This is a genomic window from Ciceribacter ferrooxidans (assembly GCF_004137355.1).
GTDB classification, from domain to species: domain Bacteria; phylum Pseudomonadota; class Alphaproteobacteria; order Rhizobiales; family Rhizobiaceae; genus Allorhizobium; species Allorhizobium ferrooxidans.
This window is the reverse complement of sequence record NZ_SDVB01000311.1, coordinates 384,485-406,426: the sequence shown is the minus strand read 5'-3', so window position 1 is coordinate 406,426 and position 21,942 is coordinate 384,485. Positions and strand designations below refer to the sequence as shown.

Annotated in this window: 18 protein-coding genes; 5 read left to right on the top strand and 13 right to left on the bottom strand. The window is 60.3% G+C overall.

What is annotated here, in order from left to right; all coding sequences use genetic code 11:
* Position 1: 1 nt before the first annotated feature.
* The 4 genes from EUU22_RS22020 to trxA all read left to right on the top strand — a co-directional run bounded on the left by EUU22_RS22020 (position 2) and on the right by trxA (position 7,860).
* Positions 2–727, top strand: a complete 726-nt coding sequence (locus EUU22_RS22020; protein WP_129334101.1) for a nucleotidyltransferase family protein — start codon at positions 2–4, stop codon at positions 725–727.
* Between the two features lie 10 nt (positions 728–737).
* Positions 738–3,926: a double-strand break repair protein AddB gene (gene addB / locus EUU22_RS22015; protein WP_129334100.1), complete on the top strand. Its 3,189-nt coding sequence runs from the start codon at positions 738–740 to the stop codon at positions 3,924–3,926.
* Positions 3,916–7,467 carry a double-strand break repair helicase AddA gene (addA, locus tag EUU22_RS22010; RefSeq protein WP_245485226.1) on the top strand — a complete coding sequence of 1,184 codons (3,552 nt, stop codon included), beginning with the start codon at positions 3,916–3,918 and terminating at the stop codon, positions 7,465–7,467. Before addB ends, addA begins: the two co-directional genes overlap by 11 nt.
* Before the next feature lie 72 nt (positions 7,468–7,539).
* Positions 7,540–7,860 (top strand): thioredoxin, encoded by a 321-nt coding sequence (gene trxA / locus EUU22_RS22005; protein WP_112690558.1) that lies wholly within the window; start codon positions 7,540–7,542, stop codon positions 7,858–7,860.
* A 54-nt stretch (positions 7,861–7,914) separates the two neighbouring features.
* On the opposite strand, the gene EUU22_RS22000 is transcribed toward trxA, so the two are convergent.
* From EUU22_RS22000 to EUU22_RS21965, 8 genes are all read right to left on the bottom strand, one after another.
* Entirely contained in the window at positions 7,915–9,210 is a 1,296-nt protein-coding gene (locus tag EUU22_RS22000) for a bifunctional folylpolyglutamate synthase/dihydrofolate synthase (RefSeq protein ID WP_129334098.1), read from the bottom strand.
* 122 nt (positions 9,211–9,332) lie between these two features.
* The gene (gene accD, locus EUU22_RS21995; RefSeq protein WP_129334097.1) at positions 9,333–10,193 is read right to left on the bottom strand and encodes an acetyl-CoA carboxylase, carboxyltransferase subunit beta; all 861 of its coding nucleotides are present in this window, start codon (positions 10,191–10,193) and stop codon (positions 9,333–9,335) included.
* A 38-nt stretch (positions 10,194–10,231) separates the two neighbouring features.
* Positions 10,232–11,071 (bottom strand): tryptophan synthase subunit alpha, encoded by an 840-nt coding sequence (gene trpA, locus EUU22_RS21990; RefSeq protein ID WP_129334096.1) that lies wholly within the window; start codon positions 11,069–11,071, stop codon positions 10,232–10,234.
* 1 nt (position 11,072) lies between these two features.
* Entirely contained in the window at positions 11,073–12,293 is a 1,221-nt protein-coding gene (gene trpB, locus EUU22_RS21985) for a tryptophan synthase subunit beta (RefSeq protein ID WP_129334095.1), read from the bottom strand.
* Positions 12,290–12,964, bottom strand: a complete 675-nt coding sequence (locus EUU22_RS21980; RefSeq protein WP_129334094.1) for a phosphoribosylanthranilate isomerase — start codon at positions 12,962–12,964, stop codon at positions 12,290–12,292. Before EUU22_RS21980 ends, trpB begins: the two co-directional genes overlap by 4 nt.
* 72 nt (positions 12,965–13,036) lie before the next feature.
* Complete coding sequence (locus EUU22_RS21975) at positions 13,037–13,789, bottom strand: M48 family metallopeptidase (protein WP_129334093.1); 753 nt, start codon at positions 13,787–13,789, stop codon at positions 13,037–13,039.
* A gap of 87 nt (positions 13,790–13,876) precedes the next feature.
* Positions 13,877–14,302 carry a DUF2852 domain-containing protein gene (locus tag EUU22_RS21970; protein WP_129334092.1) on the bottom strand — a complete coding sequence of 142 codons (426 nt, stop codon included), beginning with the start codon at positions 14,300–14,302 and terminating at the stop codon, positions 13,877–13,879.
* A gap of 135 nt (positions 14,303–14,437) precedes the next feature.
* Positions 14,438–15,715: a polyhydroxyalkanoate depolymerase gene (locus EUU22_RS21965; protein WP_129334091.1), complete on the bottom strand. Its 1,278-nt coding sequence runs from the start codon at positions 15,713–15,715 to the stop codon at positions 14,438–14,440.
* Between the two features lie 238 nt (positions 15,716–15,953).
* On the opposite strand from EUU22_RS21965, the gene EUU22_RS21960 reads away from it, so the two are divergent.
* Positions 15,954–16,553 carry a nitroreductase family protein gene (locus tag EUU22_RS21960; protein ID WP_129334160.1) on the top strand — a complete coding sequence of 200 codons (600 nt, stop codon included), beginning with the start codon at positions 15,954–15,956 and terminating at the stop codon, positions 16,551–16,553.
* 51 nt (positions 16,554–16,604) lie between these two features.
* Here EUU22_RS21960 and gyrB read toward each other — a convergent pair whose 3' ends face one another.
* The 5 genes from gyrB to EUU22_RS21935 all read right to left on the bottom strand — a co-directional run bounded on the left by gyrB (position 16,605) and on the right by EUU22_RS21935 (position 21,912).
* Entirely contained in the window at positions 16,605–19,040 is a 2,436-nt protein-coding gene (gene gyrB / locus EUU22_RS21955) for a DNA topoisomerase (ATP-hydrolyzing) subunit B (protein WP_129334090.1), read from the bottom strand.
* A 148-nt stretch (positions 19,041–19,188) separates the two neighbouring features.
* Positions 19,189–19,545 carry a helix-turn-helix domain-containing protein gene (locus EUU22_RS21950; RefSeq protein WP_129334089.1) on the bottom strand — a complete coding sequence of 119 codons (357 nt, stop codon included), beginning with the start codon at positions 19,543–19,545 and terminating at the stop codon, positions 19,189–19,191.
* Entirely contained in the window at positions 19,542–20,102 is a 561-nt protein-coding gene (locus EUU22_RS21945) for a Smr/MutS family protein (protein WP_129334088.1), read from the bottom strand. The genes EUU22_RS21950 and EUU22_RS21945 overlap by 4 nt, the downstream gene beginning before the upstream one ends.
* Complete coding sequence (gene mltA / locus EUU22_RS21940; protein WP_129334087.1) at positions 20,102–21,220, bottom strand: murein transglycosylase A; 1,119 nt, start codon at positions 21,218–21,220, stop codon at positions 20,102–20,104. The genes EUU22_RS21945 and mltA overlap by 1 nt, the downstream gene beginning before the upstream one ends.
* On the bottom strand, positions 21,217–21,912 hold the full coding sequence (locus EUU22_RS21935; RefSeq protein WP_129334086.1) for a Tim44/TimA family putative adaptor protein: 696 nt from the start codon (positions 21,910–21,912) through the stop codon (positions 21,217–21,219). The genes mltA and EUU22_RS21935 overlap by 4 nt, the downstream gene beginning before the upstream one ends.
* Between the last annotated feature and the right edge of the window lie 30 nt (positions 21,913–21,942).

The window sequence follows — 21,942 nt, the reverse complement described above, 5'->3', positions numbered from 1 at the left end:
AATGAAGATCACCGACGCAATGGTGCTTGCTGCCGGACTCGGGACCCGGCTGCGGCCGATCACCGACAGCATCCCCAAACCACTCGTGAAGGTCGGCGGGAAGGCAATGATCGAGTACGCGCTCGATTTGCTTGCAGATGCCGGTGTGGAGCGCGTGGTGGTGAATGTCCATCATCACGCCGAGCAGATGATTGGTTATCTGGAGAGTTATCCACGGCTGCAGGTCATCATCTCCGACGAACAGGCCGGGCTGATGAATTCGGGCGGCGGGCTCGCCAAGGGATTACGTCTCCTCGGTGACGCGACAGTCTTCGTCATGAACGCGGATCTTTTCTGGATCGGCGACAAACACGACCGCGAAAGCAATCTCGATCGGCTCGCCAACTTCTTTGATCCTACGCGCATGGATATGGCGCTTCTCTGCGTTGATCCCGGTCACACGACCGGCCACAGTGGCAAGAACGACTTCAATCTCGACGAGCAGGGACGCCTGACGCGCCACCGTCCGGGAGATCTCCACCCCGTCGTCTATGCAGGCGCGATCATCATGAACACGTCTCTCCTGAACGATGCGCCACCCGACGCCTTCAACCTCAACATCTATTTCGACCGTGCCATCGCCAAAGGTCGCCTCTTCGGGCTAACATTGGATGGACACTGGATAACAGTAGGAACGCCGGAGGCGATCGGCGAAGCTGAGAGCGCGATCCGACGCTTGCAAGATTGAGGCTCACGTAATGGCGAGGGCTCCTGAGCCGCGCGTTCTGACGATCCCGCCGGGCCTGCCTTTCCTCAAGGTGCTCGCACGAAAGCTCATCGATGGAGAGCTTGCACCCGGTTACAAATTCGACCCCGCCGATCCGCTGTCGCTTGCAAAGGTCACGATCCTCGTCCCGACGCGACGCGCAGCACGAGTGTTGCGGTCGGAATTCGTCGATCTTCTCGGTGGACGATCGGCGATTCTTCCCATGATTCGCCCACTGGGCGAGACGGACGAAGACGGTGGCTTCTTCGAATTGGACACTCCTGCCGCCTTCGATCTCGCGCCGCCGGTCAGCGGAACGGTCATGCTGCTGGAGCTCTCGCGGCTCGTTCTCGCCTGGCGTAACCAGTTGCCAGAGATCGTCCGCAACATTCACTCCGATACACCCCTGGTGGCGCCCGCGAGTCCGGCCGATGCGATCTGGCTCGCCCGCGCCCTCACCGAACTCATCGAGTCCGTCGAGACCGAGGAACGGGATTGGTCCGAGCTCAAGAAGCTCGACAAGGAAGATTTCGCATCCTGGTGGCAGCTCACACTTGCCTTTCTCCAGATTGCCACGAGCTTCTGGCCGGTACGCCTGGAGGAGCTCAAACGCTCGTCCCCACACGGACACCGCAACGCTCTTCTCCGCAGCGAGGCCGCACGCTTGGCAGGCGCCGCGGAAGGGCCGATCATCGTCGCCGGCTCGACCGGCTCGATTCCCGCCGCCGCCGATCTCATCGCCACCATCGCCCGTCTGCCGCAGGGTGTGATCATACTGCCTGGGCTGGATCTCTCTATGCCGGAGGCGGGCTGGAAAGACGTTGGAACAGAAAACGCCACTCGCACTCAGCAGGATCCCGCTGGCCGGAGCCACCCCCAGTACGGCCTGAGCAGATTGCTTCGGCATTTGCACATCACCCGCTCCGACGTGACCGAGCTCGCGGCTGCCCCGGCTGAGCTTGCAGATCGTGCGGAAGTCCTTTCGCGCGCCATGGCACCTGCCTCGGCAACCAACGAGTGGAACGCGTGGCGTTCCGGCTTCGGTCTCGACCGCATCCGCAAGGCCTTCGGCGACGTTGCACTTATTGAAGCGGCAAATGAACGAGAGGAGGCGACGGCCATTGCCATCGCTCTTCGGCTCGCCTTGGAGAAGCCGGGCGCCAATGGGGACAGCAGAGCCGCTCTTATTACGCCCGATCGCAATCTCGCCCGGCGGGTTGCGGCGGAACTCGTCCGCTTCGGAATCACGGCCGATGACTCGGCCGGAACACCGCTGAGTGCGACGCCACAAGGTACGCTGACGCAGCTACTGCTGGAGGCGACGTTACGCCCGGGCGATCCGGTCTCGGTAGGCTCGCTACTCAAACATCCCCTCGCCCGCTTTGGCTTCGAACAGGGCGACTACGACGAAGCGGTCCAGGCGCTCGAGATGATAGCGTTGCGTGGGGGAACGCGTAGCGTCGATGTCGCGGGCCTGCAGCCGCTCTTCGACACGCGTTACGAGGAACAGAGGATAGACCGCCACCCGCCACAGTGGCGACTCGCATTGGCGGATACGGCGGTCGCCGCCGCCCGGAAACTCGCTACCGCAATCGGCACCGCGGTCGAGCCGCTCGCGAGCATGTTGGTGCGTCGGGATGGACATCACAGTCTCTCGACCAAAGCCGGTCTCGCGGAATGGGCTCGAAGGACGGGACAATCTCTCGAAGCCGTCTGCCACGGACCGAATGGCAACCTTGCCCCGCTCTGGAGCGACGAAGCAGGTGACAAGCTGGCGAGCCTTCTCGGAGAGATCATGGAAGCCGACGGCCAGATCGAGGCAGACGGACCGCAGTGGGTCGACATCATGGCCGCGCTTGCCGCGGGCGAGGCCGTCAAGCCGAAGGCTCTGAGGCACCCACGTGTCTTCATATTCGGCACGCTTGAGGCTCGCCTCCAGAGCGTCGACACGCTGGTGCTCGGGAGTCTCAACGAAGGCTCATGGCCGGGGCAGACCACAAACAATCCGTTTCTTTCCCGCACGATGAAAGCGGAGATGGGACTCGAACCACCGGAACGGCGTATTGGCCAGCTCGCCCACGATTTTGAAATGGCGAACGGAACGCGCAGCATCGTCTATTCGCGCTCCCTGCGTCAGGGATCAGCCCCGACCGTCGCCTCCCGCTGGCTGCAACGGCTTTTGGCGCTCGGCGGACCTGCCTTGGCGCGTGACCTGAAAGAACGCGGTGACCAGTATCGATGCTTCACGGAGTTGATAGATCGCGGCAATGAGCAGCAGCCGGCGCAAAGGCCTGCTCCCAAGCCACCGGCAGAACTCCAACCGAGGAGTTTCTCCTTCTCCGAAGTCGGACGTCTGCGGCGTGATCCATACGCTATCTACGGTCGACGGGTCTTGAAGCTCGATCCGTTACAGCCGTTCAACACTGACCCCGGCGCCGCCGAAAGAGGAACGCTCTACCACAGAATCTTGGAATGTTTCGTTCGCGAGGGGCCTCCACCGAACACCGGGGAAGCGCTATCGGCCCTGCTGTCGATCGCTGACAGGTGTTTCGACGCTGAAAATCTGCCAGTCCACGTCGACATCGTCTGGCGACAACGTTTCAAGGAGATCGCACGTTCATATCTCGCCTGGGATGCGGCGCGGCGTCCTTCGGTTCGCCGCATTCTCACGGAGGTTCCGGCGGGAGTCGAACTTCCGGCTGCAGGTATACGTCTGACCGGTATCGCCGACCGCCTGGACCTGAAGACGACCGGCAGTGTCGACATCATCGATTACAAGACGGGACTCAGTCCCAGCGTGCAGCAAGCCCGCAGCCTGCTTGATCCCCAGCTTGCACTCGAGGCGGCGGCGCTGATGGCCGGCGGCTTCCGGCAGGCAGGCCCACTCTCCCCCGACAATCTTGTCTACGTTCGGTTGCGGCCCGGCGAACGTTTCCGTGCAGACATCGTCAACAACGAGGAGAACGGGCGAGAAGACAAGAAGAGGTCTGCTGCAGAACTCGCGGAAGAAGCGCTGGGCGAGCTTACCCGGCTGGTGAGCTTGTTGCGATCAGGCGAGCGTGGCTTCATTTCCCGCCTCATCCCCGCCCAGCAGAATGATTTTGGCGGAGAGTACGACCACCTGGCGCGCGTGGCGGAATGGTCGACGGCAGAGGGCGAGGAGTCGTCCAGTGACGAATGAGCTGACCAATCTGCCTGCCAGCGATGATCCGCTCGTCTGGATCAACTGGACGACGGCCCAGCAGGCACTCGCGTCCGATCCTGCCCGCTCGGCCTGGGTCTCGGCCAATGCCGGATCGGGGAAGACGCATGTACTGACCCAGAGAGTCGTCCGACTTCTGCTGGCCGGCGCGAGACCTGCGTCCATCCTCTGCCTCACTTATACAAAGGCGGCCGCATCCGAGATGTCGAACCGTGTGTTCGAAAGACTCGCTGAATGGGCAACACTCCCCGAAGAAAAGCTTGCCTTACGTATCGCGGAGATCGAAGGCGAGACACCTGGCCAAACGAAGCTGTCGCAGGCGCGTCAACTCTTCGCGCGCGCCCTGGAAACCCCGGGTGGGCTGAAGATTCAGACGATTCACGCCTTCTGCGAAGCCCTGCTGCACCAATTCCCTCTCGAAGCAAACGTGGCCGGACATTTCTCTGTCCTTGATGACAGGGCAGCGGCAGCGGTTCTAGCAGACGCCCGGCGGACATTGCTGACCGCGACTTCGACGGAGAGCGACCTGGAGCTTGCCGATGCATTCTCGCGCGTCCTCAGCATTTCCGACGAGAGCGGGTTGGAGGCCTTGCTCGGCGATATCGTTGCGAACCGTCACGCGATCCGCCGCTTCCTCTCAGCCTCGCACCGGTTGGGCGGGCCGGATCTCGCTCTGCGCCGTGGACTTGGACTGGAGCCGGAGGTGACGGAGGCCACACTTACTTCCCGCTTCTGGCCGCTCCCTGAGCTTTCAGGTGCGACACTCTCCGAATACCTGTTGCTTGCAAGAGAGATAGGCGGCGAACGTGCCCGCGAAATTGCCGATGCTCTCGCCGCTGCCTCTCAGGAATCGGACGACATCCTCCGTATCGAACATCTCGAAAAGGCATTCTACACCGCAACGGGCAGCGAACGTGCCGACAGCACGCTCTGCACCGCAGCCATGACGAAAGCGATGCCTGGTCTTCGCGACCGCCTCGTTGCCGCACGCGATCATGTCGCCGCCTGCAATGCTCGGCTCTCCACCTTCCGGATGTACGAAGCGACCAAAGCCGCCCTGACGCTCGCGAAACGGCTTGATCGCGACTACGAAGATCTCAAGAAGACCCGCAGTCAGCTCGATTTCGAAGATCTGATCGAACGCACGGCCAGCCTGCTCACGCGTGGAGATGTAGGCCCATGGGTTCATTACAAGCTCGATCAGGGAATTGACCATATCCTCGTCGACGAAGCGCAGGACACAAGCCCTATCCAGTGGGCGGTAATCCGCTCGCTACGCGAGGATTTCTTCTCCGGTCTTGGAGCGAGAGCACTGACCCGTACCTTCTTTGCCGTCGGAGACGAAAAACAGTCCATCTATTCGTTTCAGGGCGCGCGTCCTGAACGCTTCTCCGAAGAGGCAACCATCGCCGCGCAGCTCGTGTCCTCCAGCGGCGAGTGCTTCAGTGCTGTCCGGCTCCCTCTTTCATTCCGTTCAACGTCTGCGGTGCTCTCGGCGGTGGACCAAGTGTTTTCTGTCGACGAGAACGCCCGCGGCCTCAGCGCCTCGAACGAGTCGGTCGTCCACATGTCCAGCCGCGCCGGCCACCCCGGCGCCGTCGACCTCTGGGACATGATTGCTCCGGAAACCAGCGAAACGAGCAACGACTGGACGGCGCCCTTCGACGCGACACCCGAGAGTGCGCCCTCTGCCATCCTGGCCCGTCGCATCGCCTGCCGAATCGAACAGATGGTCGGCAGGGAGACGATCGTGGAAAAGGACGTCGAACGACCAATCAGGCCCGGCGATATCTTGGTCCTCGTTCGCAAGCGCGACTCCTTTGTCAATGCCCTTACACGCGCACTCAAGCGGCGGAACAACATCCCCGTCGCCGGTGCCGACCGGTTGCGCCTGACGTTGCATATCGCCGTGCAGGATCTGCTTGCGCTCGGCCGCTTTGTGCTCCTGCCGTCAGACGACCTCTCGCTTGCGGCACTTTTGAAAAGCCCGCTCTTCGACCTGAGTGAAGAAGATCTCTTCGAGCTCGCCGCGATGCGCGCCCCCGAAAGCAGCGTCTGGTCTGCTTTGCAAAGGCACGCGGAAGAGAAAGCCGGAAAGTGGCGCTCGGCCGCCGACCGGCTTGCGAGGTGTATTTCGCTCTCCCGGAGCCTGTCTGTCCATGATTTCTACGCGCGTATCCTTGGACCCGAGGGTGGCAGACGCGCCTTTCTTGCCCGTCTCGGAAGCGAGGTCACGGATATCCTGGACGAATTCCTGAACTTCGCGCTGTCGTTCGAGACCACGGGGCTTCCGGGCCTGCAGTCGTTCGTCACGGCACTCGAAACGGAGGCGCCGGAGGTCAAACGCGAGCATGACAAGGATCGAGACGAGGTGCGGATCATGACGGTTCACGCTTCAAAGGGACTCGAAGCGCCCGTTGTCTTCCTTGTGGACGGCGGATCGAAGGCATTCAACCACACGCACCTGCCGAAGCTCCGTCTCATCGAGGCAGGCATCGAAACACCCGTTCCGGCCTGGATCCCGATCAAGTCACTGGGAAATCCGCTGGTTGCTGCCGACACCGAGCGCCTGAGACGGCTGGCTGAAGATGAGTATCGTCGACTCCTATACGTAGCCATGACGCGCGCCGCGGATCGACTGATCATTTGCGGTTACCGCGGCAAGCAGGAGCCGAAGGTTATCTGGCACCAGATGATCTCCGAGGCGCTACGGCGCTCAGCAGACTGCTGCACAGAGGCCCGGTTCGAAGGCCCCGAAGGAGAATGGAGTGGGCTAGAATGGCGCGTGCCGGCGATACCCAGAGCGTTCGAGCTTCATCACCAGAGCGAGAGCGGGCGCGCCGACGATCGACTTCCCGACGCATTGTTTCGGCCGTTGCCGCCGGGACCTCATCTTCCCCGGCCGTTAAGCCCCTCCGGCGCCGGCGCCTTCATCGACGACGCCGGGGACGATGTCGCGGTATGGAGTCCGCTGTTCGGCGAGAAGATGGACAACGGCATAGCGCTGCAGAAGGGCAAGCTCACTCACCGGATGCTGCAGGTTCTGCCTTCCCTTCCCGTCGACCAACGCGACGCCGCCGCACGACGCTACGCCGAACGCGCAGCGCGGTTCTGGCCAACTGGTGAGCGCGAGCGGCTGGTGACGACAGTGCTGGCGATCCTCGACCATCCCGATCTCGCACCTGTGTTTTCGCCCCACGCCCAGGCGGAGGTCTCCATAATGGGAACGGTCACCGTCGATGGGCAGCCGCGAGCTGTTTCGGGCCGTATCGATCGTCTGGCCGTCACGGATGACCGGGTGATCCTTCTCGATTTCAAGACGAACCGCTCGCCACCGAGAACCATAAGCGCGACACCCTTCAGCCACCGCGCGCAGCTCGCGATCTACCGAGAGCTTCTGAAGCCTCTCTATCCGCATAAGGAAATCGAATGTCTGCTGGCTTACACCGAAGCCGGTACAGTCATCGCGGTACCTGCCGCGGAGCTGATGCAGACGCTTGCTGACCTCAAGAGTTCGTGAAATACCATGTCTTGAAAAACAGGCGCGAGGGCATCAGATAACCCTCCAATACGACCGGAAAAGGAGCAGCCCATGGCTACGGTAAAAGTCGACAATTCCAACTTCCAGACGGAAGTCCTCGAATCCGCACAGCCGGTGGTCGTCGACTTCTGGGCCGAGTGGTGCGGCCCGTGCAAAATGATTGCGCCAAGCCTGGAAGAGATCTCCAACGAAATGGCAGGCAAGGTAAAGGTTGCCAAAATCAACATCGACGAGAATCCGGAGCTTGCGGCCAAGTTCGGCGTCCGCTCTATTCCGACCCTGGCCATCTTCAAAGGCGGAGAAGTAGCCGATATCAAGGTCGGCGCCTCGCCCAAGACAGCGCTGGCGAGCTGGATCTCCAGCGCCGCCTGATTTCAGCCCGTTCCGGCTGAAAAACGAATGAAGCCCGGCCTTGGCCGGGCTTTCTCATTTGGGCGGGGTTCCATTGTCCGCAAGCACGTTCCCGACAAGGTAAAGCGAGCCACCGATCAGGATTCGCGGCGACGTCTCGCCGGGCAACACACGGTCCCGAATAGCCCTCAGCGCCTCCGCGACCGCCGACACTGGCGATGCCGACAGGCCCGCGTCCGACGCGGCCTGGGCAAGGGCGACTGGATCCAATGCGGCATCGGTTCCTCTGATGGGAACCGTGAAAACCTCCTGAGCGAGCCCGGCAAAGGCATGGAAATAGCCGACGGGATCTTTTGTGTTGATCATTCCTGTAATCAGATAGAGCGGACGCGGCTGCTTCTCCTCGAAGCCCGCCATGGCCTCTGCGATGACTTCACCTGCGCCGGGATTATGTCCCCCGTCGACCCAGATCTCGGCCCCGGTCGGGGCGTATGCCATCAACTTGCCTGCGACAAGCCGCTGCAGGCGGCCCGGCCATTCGACAGATATCATCGCCTTCTCGGCCATGGCCTCCGTTACATCGACGCCTGCGGCCTTCACTGCACGGATCGCCGCCGCTGCATTGGCGTACTGATGGCGCCCGGGCAGTCGTGGCAACGGCAGATCGGAGAGACCGAACTCGTCCTGATAGATCAGGCGCCCCTGTTCCTCATAGGCGAGGAAATCCTGTCCGTAGATCGAAACCGGACAGCCGATTCGCTCTGCTGTCGATATGAGAACGTCGCGGGCGTCGGAGTACTCCTGATGTCCGATCACCACCGGATGCCCGCGCTTCATAATCCCCGCTTTCTCGGCTGCAATCAGTTCAACACGATCTCCAAGGTACGATTGATGATCCAGCGAGATCGGCATGATCACCGACACGGCGGGATGTTCGATGACATTGGTCGCGTCGAAACGACCGCCCAGACCGACCTCAACGATCGCGACATCCGCCGGCTGTTCCGAGAACAGAATGAACATGACGGCCGTCAAAATCTCGAAAACAGTGATCGCCTGTCCGCCGTTGGCTTCCGCAACCCGACGAAGCGCGTCTGCGAACACCGTGTCATCAACCAACTCTCCTCTGCCGCCTTTCCGACCGATGCGATAGCGTTCATGCCAGCGGACAAGATGCGGTGAGGTATGAACGTGGACGCCGAGCCCGCCGGCCTCGAGGAGCGCGCGGCAGAACGCGGTGACCGAGCCCTTGCCGTTGGTGCCGGCGACATGGATCACCGGCGGCATCCGCAAATGCGGATTACCGAGCGCTTCGAGCAGACGACGGATGCGGCTGAGAGAGAGATCAAAGCCCTTGGGATGCAGGCCCATGAGCTTGTCGATCTCGTGCTCCGCCTCACTGAATGCAGGCTTGTTCATAACGGATTCCGCACTCCGGACTTCCCGGAGAGAGTTCAGGGTGTGCTGCGCTTCTTTCTCTCCGAGGCGGAGCGTCAGGCCGCTGCCGGCTGCCTCATCATGATACGGAGCAGCCGGGCAAGAAGGGCCGGGATGTCGTGACGCCTGGCGACCATGTCCACCATGCCGTGCTCGAGCAGGTACTCCGAGGTCTGGAAGCCTTCCGGAAGCTTCTCGCGAATCGTCTGCTCAATCACGCGCTTGCCAGCAAAGCAGATCTCGGCACCGGGCTCGGCGACGTGGAGGTCACCCAGCATCGCGTAGGACGCCGTCACGCCACCGGTCGTGGGATTGGTCAGCACAACGATATAGGGAAGACCGGCTTCCTTCAGCATTTCCACCGCAACAGTCGTTCGCGGAAGCTGCATCAGCGAGAGGATACCCTCCTGCATTCGTGCCCCACCCGAGGCCGGGAACATGACGAGCGGGCACTTCTCGGCGATGGCTCGCTCGAATGCCTTTACGATGGCTTCGCCGGCGGCGATGCCGAGCGAACCGCCCATGAAATTGAATTCGTGGACTACGGCGACGAGCTTCACCCCTTCGACCGTCCCGAGGCCAGCCAGGATCGTGTCTTCCTGCTCCGTCTTCAGACGGCTGTCCTTCAGGCGATCGGTGTATTTCTTGGAGTCGCGAAACTTCAGCGGATCCTGCGCGACCTTCGGCTGCGGCAGGGCTTCATAAGCTCCGTTGTCAAAGAGATCCAGAAGTCGGGCTTTCGCCGGCATCTTCATGTGATAGCCCGAGGACGGGATCACCCACTTGTTCTCTTCAAGGTCCTTGTGAAAGACCATCTCGCCGGTTTCAGGGCATTTGATCCAGAGGTTTTCCGGAACCTCACGGCGACCGAGCATGGAATTGATGCGCGGCCGCACGTAGTTGGTAATCCAGTTCACGTCACTAAACTCCTGACTGATGTCACCGATATGGGGTGCTATTCTGCGGCGGCAAGCCGGGCGGCTCGGACACCGGTCGCCAGACCCTGCACCAGGGTCGCAACGGCCTGCACCGTGTCAGCGCTCGCCGTTCCGTCCTTGTTGAGGCTCAGAGCAACCTGGTTCACGATCGCTGTACCAACGACAACACCATCGGCGTTAGCGCCGATCAGGCGCGCATGTTCGGCCGTCTTTACACCGAAACCGACACAAATCGGCAGGTCTGTGTGCGCCTTGATGCGATTGACGGCCGCAGCCACCTTTGACGGGTCAGGCAGAGCCGAGCCGGTGATCCCCGTCATCGACACATAGTAGACGAAGCCTGACGTGTTCTTCAGCACGGTCGGAAGGCGTCGATCGTCCGTCGTCGGCGTCGCCAGGCGGATGAAGTTGATGTCTTTCCGGCGCGCCGGAATGCAAAGCTCGTCATCCATTTCCGGGGGCAGATCGACGACGATGAGGCCGTCGATTCCTGCTTCGAGCGCCGCGTCCAGGAACTTCTCCACTCCGAAAACATAGATCGGGTTGTAGTAGCCCATCATGACGATCGGCGTGTGCTGGTTCCCCTTCCGGAATTCACTAGCCAATTGAAGCGTCTTCTTCAGCGTCTGTCCGGATTTCAGTGCCCGCTGGCCTGCCATCTGGATTGCCGGACCGTCCGCCATCGGGTCGGAGAACGGCATGCCGAGTTCGATCACGTCGGCACCGGCCTCGGGCAAAGCCTTCATGATGGCGAGCGACGTTTCGAAGTCGGGATCTCCACCCATGAAGTAGGTGATCAGCGCCGGCCGGCCTTCCGCCTTCAGCTCGGCAAACTTCTTTTCCATGCGTGCAGTCATTTCAGAGCTCCATGCCGAGGATCTTGCCGACGGTGAAGATATCCTTGTCTCCGCGACCGGAGAGGTTGAGCAGGATCACCTGATCCTTGCGCATCTTCGGCGCCCGCTTGATGACCTCGGCAACGGCGTGCGACGGCTCAAGGGCCGGAATGATCCCCTCGAGCTTCGTCAGCAGCTGGAAGGCTTCGAGTGCCTCTCCATCCATGATCGGAACATACTCGGCGCGACCGGTGTCGTTGAGCCAGGCGTGTTCCGGCCCGATGCCCGGATAGTCGAGACCTGCGGAAATGGAGTGCCCTTCCTTGATCTGGCCGTCGGCATCCTGCAGAAGATAAGTGCGATTTCCGTGCAGGACGCCCGGGGAACCCGCGGTGATCGACGCACAATGTTCGTCACCGGAAAGCCCCTTTCCGCCTGCCTCGACCCCGACGATCTTGACATCAGGATCATCGAGGAACGGATGGAAGATGCCAATCGCGTTCGACCCACCCCCGACGGCAGCAATGACGAGATCGGGAAGCTTGCCCTCTGCTTCCAGAATTTGCTCGCGCGCTTCCTTGCCGATCACCGACTGGAAGTCCCGAACCATCTCGGGATAGGGGTGCGGACCTGCCGCGGTACCGATCAGGTAATAGGTGTCCTCGACGTTCGTGACCCAGTCCCGAAGCGCTTCGTTCATCGCGTCCTTGAGCGTACCATGCCCCGAGGTCACCGGCTTCACTTCGGCGCCGAGCAGCTTCATGCGGAAGACATTCGGCGCTTGGCGTTCAACGTCGGTCGCGCCCATATAGACCACGCAGGGGAAGCCGAACCGCGCGGCGACGGTAGCCGAGGCGACGCCATGTTGGCCGGCGCCGGTTTCGGCGATGATGCGCTTCTTGCCCATGCGTTTGGCAAGGAGGATCTGGCCGATGCAGTTGTTGATCTTGTGCGAGCCGGTATGATTGAGTTCCTCGCGCTTGAAGTAGATCCTGGCGCCGCCTAGGTGCTCGGTCAGCCGTTCCGCAAAATAAAGCGGGCTCGGTCGTCCGATATAGTGAGCGCCAAGCCCGGCCAGCTCGGCCTGAAACTCAGTGTCGGTTTTTGCCTTTTCCCACTCGGCTTGCAGATCCAGGATCAGCGGCATCAGCGTCTCGGCGACAAAGCGGCCGCCGTAAATCCCGAAACGTCCGTCCTCGTCCGGACCTTCGCGATAGGAATTCGGTGATACTGTCTGGTTCACTTCGTGCTCCCTGAAACCGGCTCGAGCGCAGAGGCGCGTTTCACTGCCGCAAAAAACTCGTCGATCATGGCTACATCCTTCACGCCCGGTGCGCTCTCAACGCCGGAAGAGACATCGATACCGTGGGCGCCCGTCTCGCGTAGGGCCGCCGCAATATTATCCTTGTTGAGGCCGCCGGAAAGCATGTAATCGATACTGCCGTCAAGCGTGCGCAGCACGCGCCAGTCGAAAGGAATCCCGTTTCCTCCAGGCAATTCCGAGTCGCTTGGCGGTTTCGCATCGAAGAGAAAACGATCGGCTATACCGATATATGGTTCGATTCTTTTCAGATCTTCGGGTTCCCGGATCGAAAATGCCTTGATGATCGGCAGCCCGTAGAGCGCCTTCAACATGAGAAGACGTTCCGGGCTTTCTTTCCCGTGCAGCTGAAGGATATCTGGCTTCAGCAGATCCACAATTTCATCGAGCTCGTCGGTATCGGCGTCAACGGTCACCGCGACGATCTTGGCGCGCCCGCGGACCCGATCCGCCAGCGTGCCCGCGATGTCCGGCTCGATGTTTCGCGGACTCTTTTCGAAGAAAATGAAGCCGACATGCGTCGCGCCGCGTTCAACCGCGCGGTCGACCGCCTCCGAGGTTTTCAATCCGCAGATTTTGATATCCGGCATCATGGCAGCGAAGTCGCACGAAAACGCAAAAGAGTCGAGCCAAATTGCGACAATAGCCGGCCGCCTTTGCCTGCACTAGCTAAAGTCGACGGCATGCAGCTGCGAGCCATGCCGCTTCAGCCAAGCCTTTGCCTCATCCATCGCGGGGCACAGCTCACCGCACAGAGCCCAGAAGGCGGCACTATGATTCATCTCCCGTAGGTGGGCGACTTCGTGAGCCGCAAGATAGTCGATGACCTGCGGTGGAGCCATGACGATTCGCCAGGAGAAGCTCAGATTGCCATCCCACGAACACGAGCCCCAACGGCTGCGGGTATCTTTCATCGTCAGCGAGCGTACCGGCCGTCCGATACGAGCGGCATGGGCGGCCACGAGCTTCTCCATATCCCGCCGCGCTTCCTTTTTCAGAAAGGCTGCAATGCGGCGGCCGACATGCTCTTCCATGCCGCTCACCCGGAGAACGGAGCAACCGTCGACGACGGCCGTTTCTGTGATTCCGCGCAGAAGTCCCGTGTGCACGATCCGGTGCGGCACACCCCGGACGGCTATCTCGCCGTCATGTCGCAGCCTGATTTCGGAACCATAACGCGCCAAGCGCGTCATCAGCCATCCCTGGTGACGTTCAAGGAACTCATCAACTTCCCAATGACGCAAGCCGTGTGGCACCGTCATCTTCAAGGCTCGACCGCCTGGCTCGATCCTCAGGGTAATTCTTGTGGCACGTGGATTCTGCCGGATCGTCAGCGGCATCTCTCGACCGTTGACCTGCAGCACCCGCTGCTGCGGCACCGCCTTCGGTCGCGTCGATTTCTTCAGGAGCTGAAACATAGATCGTGTTTGTACCCGATTCGCCGTCGGTACGCGAAGAAACCGGCATCCGCGGACGCCGGCCTCGATCGGTAATCCACGAGACGTTCACGTAGTGGGTTGAACAGGCGCCTCGCCGGAACGCTTCGCCGCTTCACGATCCCTCATGAAACGGTTGAACTCCTCCTGATCCTTTGCCCGTCTCAGTTCCCGCAGATAGGCATCGAATTCTTCTCGCATTTCGTCGAGCTTGCGACGTTCAGCCTCCAGCCGATCAAGTTCTGCTTTTCGCCAATCGTCGAAGGCGACGTTGCCGGTCGAAAAGTGCGGCCCGCGATAACGCCCATGCCGGCAGCGGTCGAACATACCCTCGGCCGCGGTATTGGCTTCGCGTTTGAAGCTTCGAAACCGGTCGCCGAACAGGATGTAGGCGAGCATGGCCAAGCCCAGTGGCCAGAACACTATGAAGCCGAGCACCATGAGTGCAACGGTTGCAGGCGTCCAATCCGGACGCAGCAATGCTGACTGGTTCATCATCAATGATCCTCGTTTTCTTCGGGAGCATCATGCCGTCCGAATGAAAACGATGTGGGAAGAGCCCAAACCCGCTTCAAGGTCGGACAACCCGGCCTCCTGTTAAGGGTATGAAACCCCTAGCGCAATTCTCGACTAGGCCGAACGTCCGCCCCTGATCACTTCCTTGACGACGGATCGCTTCTTTCCCTGCGCGTGGTTCCTCGCGAAGGCGAGGATCCGCGGCGCGATCTCCTTGCGGAACCTGGAGCCGTTGAACACGCCGTAGTGACCAACGTCCGGCTGAAGATAGTGCATCCGCTTCGCCTCGGGAATGTTGGGGCAAAGTGATTGGGCTGCCCGCGTCTGGCCGACGCCGGATATGTCGTCGTTCTCCCCCTCGACGGTAAGGAGCGCCACATTGCGGATAGCAGTTGTGTTTACCGGCTTCCCACGATGCGTCATCTCCCCTTTCGGCAAGGCGTGCCGAATGAAGACGGTCTCCACGGTTTGCAGATAGAATTCGGCCGTCAGGTCCATGACCGCCAGATACTCGTCGTAGAAGTCCCGGTGCTTCTCGGCCGAGTCGCCGTCATTCTTGACCAGGTTCACGAAGAAGTCCTTGTGGGCGATCATATGCCTGTCCAGATTCATCGACATGAAACCCGAAAGCTGCAGGAAACCCGGATAGACGGCACGCATGAAACCCGGCTGCGGCCACGGGACATTCATGATGACATTGTCCCTGAACCACTCGAGTGGCCTGTTCTGTGCCAATTCGTTGACCCCGGTCGGATTGATCCGCGTGTCGATGGGGCCACCCATGAGCGTCATGGTAGCCGGAGCAAGGGGATCGCCGTTCGCCTCCATCACCGCGACTGCGGCCAGAACGGGAACTGAGGGTTGGCACACCGCAACAACGTGGGTGTCGGGCCCGAGGTAGTGCAGAATGTCGATCACGTAGTCGATATAGTCGTCGAGATCGAAGGCTCCGTCGGTGACCGGGACCATGCGCGCGTCGATCCAATCTGTAATATAGACGTCTGCACCCGGAAGGAGCGCCTCTACCGTCCCGCGCAGAAGCGTGGCATAGTGTCCGGACATCGGCGCAACGAGAACGATCTTGGGATCGGAATGACCCGCCGGCAACTGGCGATCGAAATGGATGAGATTGCAGAACGGTCTGCTCCAGACGATTTGCTCCTGTACCGCGACCGGTCGACCACCGATCTGCGTAAACGGTAAATCGAACTCGGGTTTGCCGTAACGTCGTGTGACGCGCTCAAAGACCTCGAAGCCGGCCGCAAGTGTTCGTCCGACGACTGTGTGTGCCAAAGGATTGAGCGGGTTCCTGTAGGCAAGACGCATTGCGTCGGCCGTTGCGCGGAACGGGGCCATCGCTGCGTGGTTCAATTCATAGAGCTGGTAGAACATGAGCGCTCTTGCCTTTCGGTTATCATCGAACGCCGGATGTGCCGCCGGCTGATATACGAGAATTACCAGAGTTCATCAAACAAGTAACGAATTTGTTGCTGCGCAAAAAAGACCATCGTTGCGGGGCAGCATTAAGGCCGCTCGATGAACGCCTTATTGCTTGCACGCAGGCGAACGGCGCCCAAATATCGAAAACTGTCATCCCTCTCCACCAACTCGATCGGAACGAGAACACTCCATGACAAGCAGCAACCACAGGCAATCCGATTTCAACATCAATCCCGTGTTCCTCGACCGCTGGTCGCCGCGCAGCTTTTCAGGCGAGCCGATGCCGAAGGAAACACTCCTGACCATGCTCGAGGCTGCCCACTGGGCACCGTCTGCTTCGAACTATCAGCCGTGGCGGTTTGTTTACGCACTGAGAGACACCGGTGATTTCGACAGGATTCTCTCTGTTCTCGCCGAATCCAATCAAGTCTGGGCGAAGACCGCTTCGGCTCTGGTCATCATCTTTTCCGACATGCTGAGCCGCAAGGATGACGGCTCCGAGCCAAAACCTTTCCGAAGCCACAGCTTTGATGCCGGCGCATCTTGGGCAATGCTGGCGATGCAGGCCGTTTACTCCGGCTATTACGCGCACGGTATGGGCGGAGTCGACTTCGACAAGGCGATTGAGGTTCTCAACGTTCCGCAAGGTTACCGAGCGGAGGCGGCCGTCGCGATCGGCAAGCTCGCCGACAAAAGTCTGCTGCCGGAACACCTGCAAGCACGGGAAATCCCGAGCAACCGCAAGCCGCTCAGCGCCGTCGCCTTCGAAGGGTTGTTTCGCTCCACCTGAGGCCGGCATTGTTTCACGTGAATCATCGTTAACAGATGATTCACGTTCTCGTCAGATGTCGAGATTGGCGACGCTCAACGCATTGTCCTGGATAAACTCGCGCCGGGGCTCGACCTCGTCGCCCATCAGGCGCGAGAACAGGCCGTCGGCATCGGTCGCGTCGGTGACCTTCACCTGGAGCAGTGACCGGACGTTCGGATCGAGCGTCGTCTCCCAGAGCTGTTCGGCGTTCATCTCACCGAGGCCTTTGTAGCGTTGCATGGACAGGCCTTTTCGGCCGGCGGCAAAGATGGAGTCCAGCAAGGCTCGAGGACCCGACATCTCCTGCTGTCCATCCTTTTTGGAGAGTGCTGGCGGAACGCCATAGACTTCCCTCAGTCTGGTGGACATCTGATCGATGTGGCGCGCGTCCGCGGAACCGATCAGGGCTACATCGACGAAAGCGACTTCCTTGACCCCGCGGACCATGCGCTCGAAGCGCAGTCCGCCTTCATCGGTCACATGCCCAGTCCAGCCACGCTCCGTCTCCTCAGCAATCAAGTCGAGCCGACGCGCAACCTCAGCCGCAGTCTGCTCCGCACGTTCACGGTTCCCCGTCAGTTCCGGATTAAGCGCCCCTGCGATTGCCGCCTGTTCAATTACGTTGCGGTTATAGCGGGAATGCAGACCGTCGATCAGGGACCGCAGCCGGAGAGCGTCCTGGATGACTTCGCGAAGATCGGAAGCTGCGCGCACCTCACCGTTGCCGAGTGTCAGCCGCGCATCTTCCAGACCCATCGTGATGAGATAATCCTCGAGTGCCTTCTCATCCTTCAGGTACTGGACCGACTTGCCACGGGTCACCTTATAGAGCGGTGGCTGGGCTATGTAGAGATGGCCCCGCTCGATCAGTTCCGGCATCTGGCGGAAGAAGAAAGTCAGCAGAAGGGTGCGGATGTGGGCGCCGTCGACGTCAGCATCGGTCATGATGATGATCTTGTGGTAACGCAACTTGTCTGCGTTGAACTCATCCTTGCCGATCGACGTACCGAGCGCCGTGATCAACGTTCCGATTTCCTGGCTCGACAGCATCTTGTCGAAACGCGCACGCTCGACGTTCAGGATCTTGCCCCGCAATGGCAGGATGGCCTGTGTCTCGCGGGAGCGTCCCTGTTTTGCCGATCCGCCAGCGGAGTCGCCCTCGACAAGGAAGAGTTCGGACTTGGACGGATCACGCTCCGAACAATCGGCAAGTTTGCCCGGCAGCGATGCAATATCCAGTGCGCCCTTACGCCGGGTCAATTCACGCGCCTTGCGCGCGGCCTCCCGAGCCGCAGCCGCCTCGACGACCTTGCCGACAAGGATCTTGGCATCACCCGGATGCTCCTCGAGCCACGTGCTGAGGGCTTCGTTGACGAGGCTTTCAACTACTGGCCGAACTTCCGACGAGACGAGCTTGTCCTTAGTCTGCGAGGAGAACTTCGGATCCGGAACCTTTACCGAAAGAACGGCGGTCAATCCTTCGCGGCAATCATCGCCGGTCAGCGTCACCTTCTCCTTCTTCATGATCCCGGAACTGTCGGCATACGAGACGATCTGGCGGGTCAGCGCTCCGCGGAAGCCGGCCATGTGCGTACCACCATCCCGCTGCGGAATATTGTTTGTGAAGCAGAGGACGTTCTCGTGATAGCTGTCGTTCCACCACATGGCGACTTCGACGGTGATCCCGTCCTTCTCACCCTTGATGGCAACCGGTTTTTCCACCAGCGGCTTCTTCGAGCGGTCGAGATAGCGGACGAAGGCTTCCAGGCCACCGTCGTAACTCATCTCTTCCTGGCGGACATCGGACTTTCGCTTGTCGGTCAGCAGGATATGAACGCCGGAATTCAGAAACGCCAACTCGCGAAGCCGGTGTTCCAGAGTTCCGTAGTCGAATTCTATGTTGGTGAAAGTCTCCGGGCTCGGCAGGAACGTAACCTCTGTGCCCGAGCGACCTTCGTACTCGCCGCTGACCCGGAGCGGAGCATCGGCGACACCGTGCGTGAAGCTGATTTCGTGAATCTTGCCGCCACGGCGGATCTTGAGCACCAGCTTGGTTGACAAGGCATTGACCACCGAGACGCCGACCCCGTGAAGACCGCCGGAGACCTTGTACGAGTTCTGATCGAACTTACCGCCGGCATGGAGCTGCGTCATGATCACTTCGGCCGCGGACACCCCTTCCGACGGGTGAATATCCGTCGGAATTCCACGACCGTTATCCGTGACTGTGACAGAACCGTCCGCGTTCAGCGTGACGGTGACAATGTCGGCGTGGCCCGCCAACGCCTCATCGATCGCGTTGTCTACGACTTCATAGACCATGTGATGCAGACCTGAACCGTCATCGGTGTCGCCGATATACATGCCCGGGCGCTTGCGCACGGCATCCAGACCTTTCAGTACCTTGATCGACTCTGCCCCGTATTCAGCGGAAGCAGTGTTCTCAGTTACCGGCGTGTCACTCATTTAACGATCTTTCCAGTCAGTCATAAGGAGCCGCAGCGCGTCGAATCAGCGGCTACAATCGCGTCGACTATAGGTGGTTTGACAGAAGTTCCAAACGCAAGGGACCCCAAATCCCGTGGATAGGGATGCCACCGGGGGGTTAAACAGGTCATTTGGCTTTTTCTAGGACGCTGTTCAACTCGTTTATCACGTTCGGAGGAAGCGAGCGAATCCTGTGAGCGAGCGCATTGGCGAGAGCAGTATACTGCGGAGGAAGGCCCGATGTGTCGAGCACCACGCGAGGATCGGACATGCCCGCTACAAGAAAGAGTTCCTCGGCTTCGTCCCAGATAATGTTGAAATAGCCGGCGATGCGTTGGAGAAGATCGAAATTCGGCCTGCCGCGTTTTCCGTGTTCAAGCGCCGACAGGTAGGCCGGTGACACGCCGATCGCGGCGGCCATCTCTTTCTGCGAAACGCCTTTTCTCTCGCGAAGCATCCGCAGCGCCTGTCCGAAAGGTGTCATGGATGATCCCCGCGCGCGCGGGAGAGGCGGACATACAACGCCCCCTCACCGCCGTGCTGGCGCGCAGCCACCTCATACGAGGAGATCAGGCGGCGGAATTCCGGCTTAGAGAACCACAATGGTGCGGCCCGCTTCAACGCTCCGTCGCTGCCAAGTGAACTCCCCTTGCCTGTAATGACAAGCACATGCCGCAGTCCGCGCTCATGCGCCCTCACGAGGAAGTCGAGAAGCATCGCGTGCGCCTCGCTCTGGACAAGCCCATGGAGATCAATACGCGCTTCGAGAGCGAGATGTCCTCGCGCCAGTTTGCGTTTGACGGGCTTCTCCAGCGGGTGATGACGGTTGGCAATCTTCTTTTCGCGCTCGCCTGCGGTCGTCTTCGGCGCTGCACTGCTTTCCGGCTGCTCGACTCCGCCCGGGCTCGACTCCGCCGATTCGGCAAACTCCTCCTCGAAAACCAGCAAATCTTCGAGCCTGCCGTGCAGAGGTCGCGTGGTCCGGGCCACCTTGCCCCACAGAATCCGATCATCGGCGCTGAGCTTTCCCTTTCCCGCCACTAGGCATACCTCGCCGCTGCGTCTTTCGGCATGAGTATATAGAAGTCGGCGTCGTTGCGAACGGCTCCCGCCAGTTCGCCGGCCTCATCACCTGAGCCGGTGAAGATGTCACCCCGCGCCGGGCCGACAATGGCCGAGCCGGTATCGAGGGCCAGCATCAGCCGTGCGAACGGCTTGCCGCGGTCAATGCTCGTCAGGGTCTCCGAGTGGACAAAAAAAGGAAAACCAAAGGTATGGATCTGCCGATCAACCGCCAGCGATCGTCCGGCGATCAGCGGAACTTTCGCTGCGGCGATCGGGCCGAGGACCGGATCGTCCACATCCGCCCCTCGGAAGAATATGTAGGAGCGGTTATGCCATAACACTTCATCGGTCTGGTCGGGATGCTGTGCCAGCCAGCTGCGGATCGACTGCATTGAGATGTTCTCCGGCTCGATCTCGCCACGCTCGATGAGCAACGTGCCGATCGCCGAGAAAGGATGGCCTGCCTTGGCGTCGTAGGTGATACGCTTCGTCTCTCCGTCCGGATAGCGAAGACGCGCGGCGCCTTGGATATGGGCGAAGAAAACGTCTACCTTCGATTTCGCCCAGGCGATCTCGAGATTCTGTCCTTCGAGGTAACCTCGATCGATCGCCCTACGGTCCGGATAGGTCGAAATCGTCCCGTTCCGCAGCAATCCGAAGCGATAGGAAGGATCCATGTCCGCCGGTCGGTTCTCTTGATCGATGTCGATCAAATCGGACGGACGGCGATAGAACGGGTGCCGGTACTCATCACTTGGTTTCGAAGAGACGCTTACCTCGGGTTCGTAAAACGCCGTGACAAGACCCGGTTTGCCGTCCTTTCGGTCAATCCGGAAAGGCTGACACTCCGTTTCAAAGAAACGACGGGCGAATCCACTGGCCTGACTTTCCGCCTCTTCCGCTTTCTCGACAAGCGGCATCAGATCGTCACAACGGAGACCCAGAGAGCCCGTGCTGTAAGGCCTCACGGACCGGATATATCGCCCGCACGCCCTTAATCCTGCAAACAGGGGCGAGGGATCGTCCTCACGCCAATGAGGGATCTCGTTGAACGAGACTGGTGTAAGCCGGAAGCCTTCAAGTTCCCCGCTCATTGTTCCGATTCGGTCGCGACGAGCTTCCAGTTCGGGTCACGCGACCGGACGTCGCGTGCAAAAGTCCAGATGTCATTGACTTCCCCGACCGCTTCGGGATCGCCGTCGATGAGCTTTCCGTCCCTGTCAAAGGTTGCCGTTATGAGCTGGCAGAGCACGCGAACCGTGACCTGTTCCTCGTTGTCCTTAACGCCGACCTGCTTTATTTCGGCCTTTTCGATGCCGACGAACGTCGACTTCATCGTTTCTCCACGCGACTCCCGCTCGGAAATCGCACTGTCGAAACCCTCATAGACCTCCCGCGAGAGAAGGCTCTTCAACGTCTTGCGATCTCCGGCGGCAAAGGCGGTGACGATCATCTCGTAAGCCATTCGCGCACCGTTCAGGAATTCCTTGGGGTTGAAACCAGGGTCAACGCCCACCAAGTCCCTAAGTGATGAATTGAGCGACGTGCCGGGTTTGGCAAAGGCATCAATCGCAGAAAAGCGGTCATCGCCGGCGTCCTCGCGGCGCGGCAATGTCACCAGCTTTCCATCGTCGCCGCCCGGTGCCTGTTGGACATCGCGGGGGCTGTAGGGTTCAAAGGGTGGCTTCTCATTGCCGGTCCTGCGACCTAGAACGCTGCGCAGCTGGAGAAAAATCAGCACTGCGGCCACGAGAAAAAAGAGCGTTACAAAGTCGTTCGAACCCATCGCATCCGCCAGTGACGTTTATTTTCCGAT

What these genes read in the sequence shown, in the direction of transcription:
- EUU22_RS21960 (WP_129334160.1), top strand. Translation starts at nt 15,954, where the DNA reads ATGACAAGCAGCAACCACAGGCAATCCGATTTCAACATCAATCCCGTG.
- EUU22_RS21965 (WP_129334091.1), bottom strand. Translation starts at nt 15,715, where the DNA reads ATGTTCTACCAGCTCTATGAATTGAACCACGCAGCGATGGCCCCGTTC.
- mltA (WP_129334087.1), bottom strand. Translation starts at nt 21,220, where the DNA reads ATGAGCGGGGAACTTGAAGGCTTCCGGCTTACACCAGTCTCGTTCAAC.
- EUU22_RS21935 (WP_129334086.1), bottom strand. Translation starts at nt 21,912, where the DNA reads ATGGGTTCGAACGACTTTGTAACGCTCTTTTTTCTCGTGGCCGCAGTG.
- EUU22_RS22020 (WP_129334101.1), top strand. Translation starts at nt 2, where the DNA reads ATGAAGATCACCGACGCAATGGTGCTTGCTGCCGGACTCGGGACCCGG.
- trxA (WP_112690558.1), top strand. Translation starts at nt 7,540, where the DNA reads ATGGCTACGGTAAAAGTCGACAATTCCAACTTCCAGACGGAAGTCCTC.
- addB (WP_129334100.1), top strand. Translation starts at nt 738, where the DNA reads ATGGCGAGGGCTCCTGAGCCGCGCGTTCTGACGATCCCGCCGGGCCTG.
- EUU22_RS21980 (WP_129334094.1), bottom strand. Translation starts at nt 12,964, where the DNA reads ATGATGCCGGATATCAAAATCTGCGGATTGAAAACCTCGGAGGCGGTC.
- EUU22_RS21970 (WP_129334092.1), bottom strand. Translation starts at nt 14,302, where the DNA reads ATGAACCAGTCAGCATTGCTGCGTCCGGATTGGACGCCTGCAACCGTT.
- EUU22_RS21975 (WP_129334093.1), bottom strand. Translation starts at nt 13,789, where the DNA reads ATGTTTCAGCTCCTGAAGAAATCGACGCGACCGAAGGCGGTGCCGCAG.
- trpA (WP_129334096.1), bottom strand. Translation starts at nt 11,071, where the DNA reads ATGACTGCACGCATGGAAAAGAAGTTTGCCGAGCTGAAGGCGGAAGGC.
- gyrB (WP_129334090.1), bottom strand. Translation starts at nt 19,040, where the DNA reads ATGAGTGACACGCCGGTAACTGAGAACACTGCTTCCGCTGAATACGGG.
- EUU22_RS21950 (WP_129334089.1), bottom strand. Translation starts at nt 19,545, where the DNA reads ATGACACCTTTCGGACAGGCGCTGCGGATGCTTCGCGAGAGAAAAGGC.
- EUU22_RS22000 (WP_129334098.1), bottom strand. Translation starts at nt 9,210, where the DNA reads ATGGGCCTGCATCCCAAGGGCTTTGATCTCTCTCTCAGCCGCATCCGT.